This window comes from Actinomyces marseillensis, from assembly GCF_900155605.1.
Taxonomy (GTDB): domain Bacteria; phylum Actinomycetota; class Actinomycetes; order Actinomycetales; family Actinomycetaceae; genus Pauljensenia; species Pauljensenia marseillensis.
Window position 1 is genome coordinate 1,222,164 of the sequence record NZ_LT707420.1, and the last position, 11,399, is coordinate 1,233,562.

At 57.1% G+C, this 11,399-nt stretch carries 8 protein-coding genes; 5 read left to right on the forward strand and 3 right to left on the reverse strand.

Going from position 1 to position 11,399, the window contains the following annotated elements; genetic code table 11:
* Positions 1-480 (forward strand): alpha/beta hydrolase fold domain-containing protein (locus tag BQ8011_RS05355; protein WP_159436439.1); only part of this gene is annotated, 480 nt, incomplete at its 5' end.
* A gap of 536 nt (positions 481-1,016) precedes the next feature.
* Here BQ8011_RS05355 and BQ8011_RS05360 read toward each other — a convergent pair.
* Together BQ8011_RS05360 and BQ8011_RS05365 are read right to left on the reverse strand one after the other, a co-directional pair.
* A complete protein-coding gene (locus tag BQ8011_RS05360; protein WP_072455463.1) occupies positions 1,017-1,619 on the reverse strand; it encodes a GDSL-type esterase/lipase family protein in 603 nt (200 codons plus the stop codon).
* 15 nt (positions 1,620-1,634) lie between these two features.
* Complete coding sequence (locus tag BQ8011_RS05365) at positions 1,635-5,351, reverse strand: multifunctional oxoglutarate decarboxylase/oxoglutarate dehydrogenase thiamine pyrophosphate-binding subunit/dihydrolipoyllysine-residue succinyltransferase subunit (protein WP_072455465.1); 3,717 nt, start codon at positions 5,349-5,351, stop codon at positions 1,635-1,637.
* Positions 5,352-5,576: 225 nt separating this feature from the next.
* Between BQ8011_RS05365 and BQ8011_RS05370 the strand changes: the two genes are divergently transcribed.
* The 4 genes from BQ8011_RS05370 (at position 5,577) to BQ8011_RS05385 (ending at position 9,670) form a co-directional block, all read left to right on the forward strand.
* Positions 5,577-6,890 carry a hemolysin family protein gene (locus tag BQ8011_RS05370; RefSeq protein ID WP_072457674.1) on the forward strand — a complete coding sequence of 438 codons (1,314 nt, stop codon included), beginning with the start codon at positions 5,577-5,579 and terminating at the stop codon, positions 6,888-6,890.
* On the forward strand, positions 6,887-7,948 hold the full coding sequence (locus BQ8011_RS05375) for a hemolysin family protein (RefSeq protein WP_072455467.1): 1,062 nt from the start codon (positions 6,887-6,889) through the stop codon (positions 7,946-7,948). The genes BQ8011_RS05370 and BQ8011_RS05375 overlap by 4 nt, the downstream gene beginning before the upstream one ends.
* Before the next feature lie 61 nt (positions 7,949-8,009).
* Complete coding sequence (locus BQ8011_RS05380; protein WP_083429940.1) at positions 8,010-8,876, forward strand: M23 family metallopeptidase; 867 nt, start codon at positions 8,010-8,012, stop codon at positions 8,874-8,876.
* 2 nt (positions 8,877-8,878) lie between these two features.
* Positions 8,879-9,670, forward strand: a complete 792-nt coding sequence (locus tag BQ8011_RS05385; RefSeq protein ID WP_072455468.1) for a glycerophosphodiester phosphodiesterase family protein — start codon at positions 8,879-8,881, stop codon at positions 9,668-9,670.
* 56 nt (positions 9,671-9,726) lie between these two features.
* On the opposite strand, the gene BQ8011_RS05390 is transcribed toward BQ8011_RS05385, so the two are convergent.
* Positions 9,727-11,142: a sodium:proton antiporter gene (locus BQ8011_RS05390; protein WP_072455470.1), complete on the reverse strand. Its 1,416-nt coding sequence runs from the start codon at positions 11,140-11,142 to the stop codon at positions 9,727-9,729.
* Positions 11,143-11,399: the final 257 nt, after the last annotated feature.

Here is an 11,399-nt window from a genome sequence, read left to right on the forward strand (position 1 = left end):
ATCTTCGGCGACTCGGCGGGTGGCGGCCTGGCGCTGTCCCTCGCCATGCAGCGACGCGACGTGGGTGCGCGTCAGCTGGACGGCCTCGTCCTGTACGCGCCGTGGGTGGATGTCACCATGACGAACCCGGCGATCGAGGACGTGCAGCGCCGCGACCGGGTTCTGCGTGTGCCCGGGCTGGCATGGGCGGGCCGCGCGTGGGCTGGCGACCTGGATCCGGCCGATTGGCGCGTCAGCCCCCTGTACGGTGACCCGTCGGGACTGCCGCCGATGCGTATTTTCCAGGGCGACGCGGACATCGTTGGCCCCGACGTGATCGAGTTCGCGCGCAAGGCCGCTCGCGCTGGCGTGGACGTGCGCCTGCGCGTGGAACCGGATGGCTTCCACGTGTATGTCCTGGGCGTTCCGATCATTCCCGAGGCCGAGGCCGCCCTCGACCACAGCGCGCGCTTCATCTCGGGGATCCTCACCCAAGCGTGAGACGACCCGTTTCACGCGTCGTTTCACGGCTTCGTTGATCGAGGACGACGGTTGCAGGCAACCCCGCGTTGCCCGGTGCCGATACGACTAGTCGAGGCTCGCAGACCAGGGGTCGGCTGGGCGAGGGAGGCGCACGCGATCGCGGCAATCAGGCCGATGACGCAGTAAGCGGCTACCCACACGAGCCGCCAGTAGCCGAAGTGCACGTACCTGCCGATTGACGTGAAACCGTAAGCGATGATGCTAAAGACAACGGCGACGACGAATGCGAGCAGGTTTGCGCGCGTTGAAAGCCCCCGCGGCAGGCACTCGATCGTCGACGAGGCCGGGGGCGGTTGACGGGACCGGGCGGGGGAGAGGTGAGGTACTGGTTGCTCATGGTCTCACTGACGTGTGTGGGATGGACGAGGCCGGGGCGCGTTCGCGTTACGCCTCACGGATAGCCTTCATGATCCCACTGCGCGGGTAGTAGTCGACGGCAAAAGTCTCTTGGGGGAGAAACGTGAATGACGTGGGTACACACATTCCTCCTGTGCTCACACGTCCGCCGGGGTCGCTCCCGTCCACTCAAACCACCCTTGGTGCAGGACAAGCCAAGCCATGAGCGCATAGCCCGACTGTCCAGGCATCGAAGCGCCGCGAGCAGAACGAACAGCAGAAGAAGCCATATCCTCAAACCACTGATCGTGTGCGACAAGGGGAGTGAAAGTATCGACAAAGGGAATATCCCTGCGCTCGCACACCTGCTGACACGACAAGGAAACTTCCTTCACCGCGCTGGATTGGACTCCCGCAAGAGGAGGCGGACCAACAACCATCGAGGGAATACCAAGCGTCGAAGCTCGGTCGGTGATGTTTGCAAGATTCAGCCGAGAGCGCGGCGTTGAAATACCCGCGGGAATATCCGCGCAACCAACGGCAATAATGAGCGCACAGGGTTCATCGGGCGCAAGACGATAGCTCACTTCGTTTTCCCACCGAGAGGCAAGCTGCGTTGTCGTTTCCCCGGGAACAGCCAAAGTCATGACGGTCGGAGGGGAAGGGAAGTGCGAGCGCGCCAAAACGCGCCCGACCCAGCCCAGGCCTCGGGGATCACCCATTGGGGTAATCAGCTCATCGCCAATCACACAAATACGCATCTGCGTGCCCCCTTCTTAGGAAAAAGCTCGGCGCACGATATCCGCAGCCTGCTCACGGTGCAAGCTTGCGCGTCCAGCGGCGGTCGTTGCGCTCTCCGGACGGGACACAAGCGCCGGAGCGATTCCCAGCTCGGGGAACAAGTTCAGCGCAAAGTAGGGCCAAGCTCCCTGGTTCTTCGGTTCGTCCTGAACCCAGACCACTTGGGCGTTCGGGTAGGTGGCAAGAGCCTTGCGAAGCTCATCGACGGGGAGGGGATAGAGCTGCTCGACGCGAATAATCGCCGTATTCCACGCGCCTCGCTCTACGCGTTCGTGGATGAGGTCGTAGTAGACGCGGCCAGAACACACGAGAACCTTTGTCACCTCGTGGGTATTCACGCGAGAATCAACTTCCGAGTAGACGGGAGTGAAAGATCCCGAAGTGAATTCTTCGATGGAAGAAGACGCGGCGGGAAGACGCAGGAGCTGCTTGGGGGTAAAGGCAATCAGAGGCTTACGAGGCCGCTTGTAGGCCTGGGTGCGCAGCATATGGAAGTGGTTCGCCGGGGTTGAGGGCTGAACAATCCACATATTGTCTTCCGCTGCTAGCTGGAGGAAACGCTCAATCCTGGCCGACGAATGGTCAGGACCTTGGCCTTCCTGCCCGTGCGGCAAGAGCATAACCAAGGAAGAGCGCTGACCCCACTTCGTTTCTGCCGAAGAGACGAACTCGTCAATGATTGTTTGGGCGCCGATAGCAAAGTCACCGAATTGTGCTTCCCACAGGACCAAGGCTTCGGGGCGCTCGATGGAATACCCGTATTCGTAGGCAAGAACCGCATACTCCGACAGAGGCGAGTCGAAGACATCGAAGTGGGCCTGATCGGGAGTGAGGAAGTGCAAAGGAGTGAACTCGCGTCCGTCATTGTGGTCGTGAAGGACCGCGTGACGTTGAACGAAGGTTGCGCGACGTGCATCTTCACCGGACAAGCGAATCGGCGTGCCCTCCATGAGTAGAGAGCCAAAAGCTAAGAGCTCTGCGAAACCCCAGTCGATCGAATCGTGGCCGGAAGCCATCTCATAACGCTTGTGGCACAGCTTTTCGATCTTCGGATGGACTGCGAAATCCGGTGGGAAGTTCACATAAGCTTCGCCGATACGGCTCAGCGTTTCAGCGCTGACAGCGGAAGTCCAGCCGATCATCATTCCCGCACCGGGTAGCTGGCTTTCAGGAACCTGCCACTGATCGTCTTCATCCTCGCCGCGCTTTTGCGGAGACCAGCCGTGCTCACGGGTGTGATCCAAAATCTCGCTAAGTTCGGCCTCGTAAGCGCGGATGGACTCGCGTGCGTCTTCTTCGGTCAGCTGGCCACGTCCCACGAGGTTACGGATATAAACCTCACGGGTAGAAGGCAACTTCGAGATGAGCGAGTACATGACCGGCTGGGTCATCGAAGGATCATCGCCCTCGTTGTGACCACGCCTGCGGTAACACACCAAATCGATGAGGACATCCTTGTGGAAAGCCTCGCGATAAGCCAATGCCAAAGCGCCCACACGCACGACCGCTTCGGGGTCGTCGGCGTTGACGTGGAAGATTGGGATCTGCAGGCCCTTTGCCAAGTCCGTCGGATAGCGTGAGGAACGCCCCGAAGCCGGTCCCGTCGTGAAACCGATCTGGTTATTCACAATGATGTGAATAGTCCCGCCGGTCTTGTATCCGGTCAGCTGGGACATGTTGAGGGTTTCTTGAACAACGCCTTGTCCGATGAAAGCCGCGTCACCGTGGATCAACAGAGGGACAATGGGCAGATCAGGATCGCCCAAAACATCCTGCTTCGCGCGCACGATTCCTTCGAGCACCCCATCAGCAGCTTCAAGGTGAGAGGGGTTAGCCGCCAAGGACACCTTGGTCGCAACTCCCGGCTCGGCTGAATACACTCCCTCAGTTCCCAAGTGGTACTTGACATCTCCCGCGCCCTGAACGGTCCGAGGATCCTGGTTTCCTTCAAATTCGGAGAAGATCTGGGCATAGCTCTTACCCGCAAGATTCGCCAAGACATTGAGGCGCCCACGGTGGGCCATCGCAATCGCAACCTCGTGGATGCCACGACGTGCCGACTGGCTCAAGATCTCATCGAGAAGAGGAATCAAGGACTCGCCGCCTTCAAGAGAGAATCGCTTTTGCCCCAGATATTTGGTCTGCAAGAACTCTTCGAAAGCCTCAGCGTGAATCAATGTCGACAAAATGCGGCGCTGTTCCTGGGCAGAAGGAGCTTTGAAAGGTCCTTCAATGCGTTCTTGCACCCAGTGGCGCTGCTGCGGATCTTGGATATGCATGTATTCGATACCAATGGATCGAATGTAGGTATCGTGCAAGCGTGACAAAAGATCGCGAAGAAGCATCTGCTCTGTTCCGCCAAAGCCGCCGGTCGGGAAAGGCCGGTCCAAGTCCCACACGGTTAAGCCGTAACTGGTCAGGTCTAGATCGGGGTGGCGGCGTACGCGGTAGGCGAGGGGATCTGTATCTGCCGCGAGGTGACCGCGCGAGCGGTAAGCGTGAATGAGTTCGGCAATACGGGCAGGCTTGCCCTTTTCGCGCTCGAGGTCATATTCGAAATCCGCTTCCCACGCGTAAGGCTGAATGGGAATATGCAAAGCCGCAAAAACACGCTCGTAGAAACCATCGCGGCCTGAAATCTTCGTATCAACCAAACGCAAGAATTCACCCGAGGCTGCGCCTTGAATGACGCGGTGATCATAAGTTGACGAGACGAACATCGTCTTGCCAATTCCCATGAGAGCAAGTTTGCGCGGGGAGACTCCCGCGAACTCGGCTGGATAATCCATTGCTCCCACACCGATAATCAGCCCCTGGCCACTCATCAAACGCGGAACCGAAGTTGTGGTGCCGATGGTGCCCGGATTCGTCAAGGTGACAGTGGCCCCCTGATAATCCTCAGCCGTAAGTTCGCCCTTCTTTGCTCGAGCGATGATGTCCTGATAGGCGTCAACAAATTGCGTGAAGGTCAAGGTATCGGCATCGTGGATCACTGGAACAACCAGACGACGTTCGCCGCCGTGTTGGATATCGATCGCCAAGCCAAAGCCCACGTGTGCCAGTTCTTCAACTGCGGCTTTACCGTCTTGAAGAACGTAGCGGACATTCAACTGTGGCATTTCGGAGAGCGCCTCAACGATGGCGTAGCCGATGAGATGGGTGAAAGAAACCTTGCCGCCAACAGTGCGCTGCAGGTGAGAGTTCACAACCGCGCGGTTCTCAATCAGGATCTTTGCGGCAATTTGGCGCTGAGAAGTCGCAGTCGGGACGCTCAGTGATTCGTCCATATTGCGTGCGGTTGCGCGCGCGATTCCTTTCAAGACACGGATATCATCTTCTGTTTCTGTGCTCATTGAACGCGAGGCTGGCGTCTGCGAAGCGCGGTGGCGACGCGCATAGGGTGACGAGGCCTCGCTTGCCTGCGCGGGGGGAGCAGGAGGAAGGTCGGAGCGGGTCACGAGCACTTCGGGCTGCTCGGTTGCGGGGTTGTCCGCCTGGGCGGCAAGGGCCGCCTCGGCGCTGACAACTGCGGTTGGTTGAGTCGGGAGCGGGGCCTGCGGACGATGGAGCTGGGCGGGGACGGTATCTCCCTCAAAATAGGCGCGCCACGAGGCATCGACGCTGTGGGGATCGGCCAACCACTGCTGGCGCATTTGTTGAACCCATTCTGGTGAACGTGGGGATTCCACCACAGCTGTACCATCCTTTTTCTGAACACTGCTATGTGACTTTAGACAACAGTTTAGGCCCTAGGGCTGCGAATGCCTCACCTGCAACGGGCCTTTCTCACACTTCGAAGAACTCCAACTACCGATAGACTGGAGGAATCATGGAAAGTGACAGTTGTTGCTCTGATCAAAGCCTGATGCGTCAATGCCGCCTCGATGCAGGAGGTCGACGTGCTTCTTGATATCGCAATGCTCCTTTTAGGAGTCATCCTTACCGCGGGAACTTTTGTCTTTGTCTCCGCAGAATTTTCTCTTGTAGCACTCGATCAAGCCGTCGTTGAAAGCCGCGCTGCGGCCGGAGATGCACGCGCTCGCCAAGTCTCCACGGCGATTAAAAATCTGTCGACACAGCTTTCTGGCGCACAAGTTGGCATCACGCTGACGACAATTCTTTTGGGCTACACCACTCAGTCTGCGCTCGCGGATATGCTGACTTCGGCAGGGGTGGGACTTGGTTTGTCAACAGCGGTTTCTTCCGCTGTTGGAGTTGCGGTTGCTGCGGTTTTGATCAATGTTTTCTCCATGGTTTTTGGAGAGCTTGTTCCAAAGAATCTCGCTCTTGCGCACCCCCTCAAGACTGCGGGACGGATCGTCCCCTTCAATTCCTTGTTCACCGTTGTCTTCAAACCGGTGATTATGCTCCTCAACGCCTCGGCCAACGGCATCCTGCGCCTGATGGGGGTTGAGCCTCAAGAAGAGCTCTCTTCCGCGCGCTCCGCCTCGGAGCTTGCCGCGATGGTTCGTCACTCCGCCCAAGAGGGGACTTTGGATACCTCGACGGCGTCGCTATTTACGAACTCGATCCGAATTAGCGAATTGAATGCGGCGGACGTGATGACTGACCGCGGCCTTCTCCATACGATTCCTGAAGATGCAGTGGCTTCCGATGTTGTCCGTGCGGCCCACGAAACCGGGCATTCGCGTTTTCCGGTGATCGGAGAAGACCGGGATGACATCATCGGTTTCGTTTCTTTGCGTCGAGCAGTCGCTGTTCCTTTCGAAAAACGCGATGAAGTTCCCGTCATTTCGTCTTCTTTGCTTGCCGAGGCCCCGCGCGTGCCTGAAACCCTTGACCTGGGCACGCTGCTTGTGCAGTTGCGCGAAGAAGGTCTCCAGATGGCGGTCGTCGTCGATGAATATGGTGGAGTGTCGGGAATCGTCACCCTTGAAGATGTCGTTGAAGAGATCGTTGGCGATGTCGCGGACGAGCATGATCAGCGTCGCCTGGGTATTCGTCAGCGTCCCGACGGAAGCCTTTTGGTCCCGGGGCGATTGCGCATCGACGAACTCGCGCAGCGAACGAAAGTTTTCCTCCCTGATGATGGCCCCTATGACACGCTTGCAGGCCTGATCATGACTGAGCTTGGAACGATTCCACAGGTGGGGGATCGCTGCGAAGTTGCGGGCGCCAGCTTAGAGGTCATTCAGATGATGGGGAGGCGAGTCATGCAGGTGAGCATCATTCCTCCCGCGCGTGAAAGCGAAGGGGAGGTGCTCTTGTGAACGCCACTTTCGCCGTGATCGTGACCTTCATTCTCCTTGCGCTCAATGCGTTCTTTGTCGCGGGTGAGTTTGCGACAACTTCATCTCGTCGTTCGCAGATCGAACCCCTCGTTGAAGAAGGAGTTCGTGGTTCGAAGTACGCGCTTTTTGCACTTGAACATGTCTCTTTGATGTTGGCGATCTGTCAGTTGGGCGTGACGGTAGCGTCCACCTCCCTTGGTGTGGTCGCAGAACCCACTTTTGCCTCATTAATCGAAGGACCAATGCAGCAGTGGGGACTGCCGCACTCGTGGGTACACGTTGTCGGATTTACCTTCTCCCTCGCGCTGGTCCTGTTCTTGCACGTTGTCTTCGGTGAGATGGTTCCCAAGAATCTCTCAATCGCGAACCCGCAGCGCCTACTTCTTGTTCTGGCCCCCATTTTGGTCAGCATTGGACACGTCATTAGTCCGGTGATTCACGGTATGGATCACTTGGCGAATTGGTTCTTGCGCATGGCCGGAGTTGAACCAAAATCCGAAATCTCGGCAACTTTTACTGTCGAAGAGATGGCAACAATCGTTGAACACTCCCAGCAAGAGGGAATGATCGACGATGATTTGGGTCTGCTCTCAGGAACTCTTGAGTTCTCGACGGAGAACACCTCCGATGTCATGGTTCCCTTGGAAGATCTCATTATTTTGGATGAGTCGACTACGCCGGATCAGGTCGAAAAAGAAGTAGCCCGCACTGGGTTTTCGCGTTTCCCCGTTGCGGACGCTCAGGGAGCGCTCAAGGGCTATATTCACCTGAAAGATATCCTTTATGCCGATGAAACAGAGCGTTTTGAGCCCATCACCTCCTGGCGCATCCGCAAGATGGAGGCGGTGCCGATGGACGCAGAAGTTGAAGATGCTCTTCGACATATGCAACGCGCCGGTGTTCACCTCGCCGAAGTCATGGGGGTAGACGGGAGCGTTACCGGAGTCCTCTTCCTTGAAGATATCCTTGAACGACTAGTTGGTGAGGTCCGCGACGCCCTCCAGAAGGACACTCTTCCTGGAAATTATCGTTCCTGAAGTGAGCACTAGGACACAAGTAACTGCGATCCAGCTTTTTATTTGGGATGATGGAAGAACTATGACACCTGAAGCACCGAAGTTCCCGACGCGTCGAGAGCGTGCCCACGCGCGCGCTCATGACGCGCGCATTCACGGCGCTCCCGTTTCTTCTTCCGCTGAGGCCACGCCCGCTAAAGGATCAAAATTCGGTGCACTTATCGTGCGTTCGGGCGTTCTTCTTGCGCTTGGTGCAATGACAATTGCAGTCCCCTTAAGTGGTTATTTGCGCCCGGATGTATCAATTTCGATTCCCTCTCGAGAATTTGGTGTCGCTGCTGGTTCTCAGTCGTGGGCAACTGATACCAACGCAGTCACGCTCTCGTCTGGTCTTAACGCCCAGGTCGATCCTGCCTCGCGTTCACGAGTCCGTTCGCCTCTCGCTGCTCAGTGTCTGAGTAGTGACGGAGCCGCCGATGGAACTCGAACGCTCACCAAAGCTGACACGCTCTATTGGCCGCTTCAGCAGGGGACCTATCAGGTGACCTCGCCTTTCTCGATGCGTATTTCTCCCGTGTCCGGAACCATGCTCATGCACGAAGGTACGGATATGGCAGCTCCCCTTGGAACCCCGATCCACGCTGTGTATCCCGGAGAGGTCACCGAAGTATCCGAGAATTCCCGTTCGGGTGCTCTCATCACCATGCGTCATACCCTTAGCGATGGAACCGTTTTCTATTCGGCTTACCTGCATCAATACATGAAAGACATCAAGGTCAAGGTTGGTCAGCAGGTCAATGCGGGTGAACAGATCGGTGCAGTTGGCTCGAATGGATGGTCAACGGGACCGCACCTTCACTTCGAAATCCATAACTCGAAGAACGAACCGGTTGATCCGGAAAAGTGGATGGTCGAGCACAAGGCCATCTTTATCGGCAAGGAGTGCTGACAATGTATCGGGTTCTTGGTGAAGGCCCTCTGATTCTTGCTCATCGTGGCGGGGGAGCCGAAGCTCCCGAAAATACGCCGGAAGCTTTTCAAGCACTACGAGACATTCAGGTTTTCCACGTCGAGACCGACGCACACCTGAGTGCGGACGGTCAGGTGGTTCTCAACCATGATCCGAAAGTGGATCGTACCTACCCAGCGCAGGGCGAGATCCGTCAGATGCCGTGGTCGCAGTTGGAACAGTTACGGGGGGTAGATGGCGGTCGAATGATCCGCTTGGCAGATGCTCTAGAGAGTTTCCCCGACATGTATTTCAACGTCGATGCCAAGAGCGCTGAAGTTGCGCTTCCTTTGCTCGATGTTGTGCGTGAGCACGAGGCCTTGGGCAGGGTTCTGATTGCTTCTTTCGATGAGTCACGCCTTCGCCTTCTTCGCTCTCGTGAACCGCGCTTGGTCACATCACTGGGGGTTGCAGCGGTGACGAGGCTTGTAGCGGCGTCCCAGCTCGCCCAGCCCGCTACCCGTTTGCGAGTTCCGGGTCCCCTCGAGGGAGTATGGGCAGTTCAGGTTCCGGAGAAGATGGGTGTCATCCGCGTGGTCGATCGCCGTTTTGTTGCGACTGCACACGCCTTGGGCTGCGCAGTGCACGTGTGGACGGTCAATGAAGAGACGCAGATGCATCGTCTCCTAGACCTAGGAGTTGACGGCCTCATCACCGATCACCCGACCCTCGCTCGTCGGGTATTGGAAGATCGGGGCCAATGGGTCCCGATCGCGCCAGCGAATGCAGAGTAAATAATTGAGGCGTGGCCCCGAAAAAGGGGACCACGCCTCGATGTTCAACGGCTTCTTTAGAAGTCGATTCCCTGAGTACGTGTTGCCAGTTCGATGGTACGGGCGCGTGCGATTCGCCAGAATGAAATCCCCACCAACACGACGGCCACTGCGATACCTGCGATGCGGACCCAGCCACTGCCAATGAAAATCATTGCCATCGCCGCAAGCTCGGGAACAAGCAACATGAATGAATCCACAATGTAGCGACCGAAACTGGGCATTTCGATGCCGTCGGCTTCGGCCACGGACTTGACCATGAAGTTCGGACCATTGCCAATGTATGTAATAGCGCCGCAGAAAACTGCACCCAAGGAGATCGGGATCAGATAGGCCTCGGGAACTCCGGCAATGAGCGTCCCGTCCCCGCCCAAGGTCTTTGCCATTCCAAAGAAGGTCATGTAGGTCGGAGCATTGTCCAAGACCGAGGACAAGGAACCCGTGAAGACGAAGAAAGTTCCGCGGTTGAGGGGAAGAGAAGGCGCAACTTCTTCGAGGACGCGCAGTGCGGGGGCCATCGTGGCGAAAATGCCGATGAAGAGGGCCGCGACCTCGGCAATGGGGGACCACTGGAAGGCATTTTCCTCATAGCGGACCTTTTTATTGCCAACAGTCAGTGAAAGCCCAGCTGCGATAAGCATGACGATCTCACGCCACGGAACCAACTCGCTTCCGTGCGCGTGACCTTCGATGATGGCCTCGGCATCCCATGAAGGCAGGAAAGCAACTGAGCAGATGATCGCTGCGAAGAACAGGAGATTAATCGCGCCGTGCAATCGCAGAGGTTCGATGTCTTCGTTGTCCTCTTCGATAGCCAGCTTGGGTTCGCTTGCGTAGTACAAGCGATCAAGCGAATAGTAGGAGAGGAGAAGGATCCCAAGGACGAATGCCCATTCCTTCCACAGGTTCAGCGTCCACGTGAAGGGGACACCGTTCAAGAAACCGAGGAAGAGCGGCGGGTCGCCCAGAGGGGTCAGCAAACCGCCGCAGTTGGCCACGATGAAGATCGTAAAGAGGACGGTGTGGACCTTGTTCACACGCTCGCGGTTGGTGGCAAGCAGGGGACGGATCAACAGCATTGCCGCGCCGGTTGTTCCAATGAAAGATGCTAGAACGCCGCCAATTACCAAGAAAATCGTGTTGTTCCGGGGAGTTGCCCGAATGTCGCCGGCGAGGTGAATACCGCCCGAGACCACGTAGAGCGAAAACAAAAGGCAGATGAATTGGAAATACTCAATTCCCGTGTCAATGAGCGGAGCGCTTCCGGCTTTCCAGAACATCCAGGCGGTCGTCGGGATCGCCAAGACTAGTGCAACCGTCAGCTGGCTGGAATTGCGTTCCCACCAGTGCGAGGTTGCAGGGATTAACGGCAAAACAGCGATGCAAGCGAGCATCGTGACGAATGGAATAAGTGACCACAAGGGGTATTCCAAGGCAACTCCTTGACGTAAAAGCTATGCGGCAACCTGCCATATTCATCCTAGGACATGGGTGCATGGGTGGCACTGAGTGTCTTTGCATGCGGTTATGGGGCATCTATCACGCTTAAAATGGAGGGTACAAGGAGGACGGATGTCACAGGCAACGCGAAATGCCCTGATCCTGATTATTGCGGGGCTCTTCGCTGGTTTTCTTTCGGGAATGTTTGGGATTGGCGGTGGGACGGTCATTGTCCCTGCGCTCATGGCGG

What these genes read in the sequence shown, in the direction of transcription:
- BQ8011_RS05360 (WP_072455463.1), bottom strand. Translation starts at nt 1,619, where the DNA reads ATGCGTATTTGTGTGATTGGCGATGAGCTGATTACCCCAATGGGTGAT.
- BQ8011_RS05380 (WP_083429940.1), top strand. Translation starts at nt 8,010, where the DNA reads ATGACACCTGAAGCACCGAAGTTCCCGACGCGTCGAGAGCGTGCCCAC.
- BQ8011_RS05385 (WP_072455468.1), top strand. Translation starts at nt 8,879, where the DNA reads ATGTATCGGGTTCTTGGTGAAGGCCCTCTGATTCTTGCTCATCGTGGC.
- BQ8011_RS05370 (WP_072457674.1), top strand. Translation starts at nt 5,577, where the DNA reads ATGCTCCTTTTAGGAGTCATCCTTACCGCGGGAACTTTTGTCTTTGTC.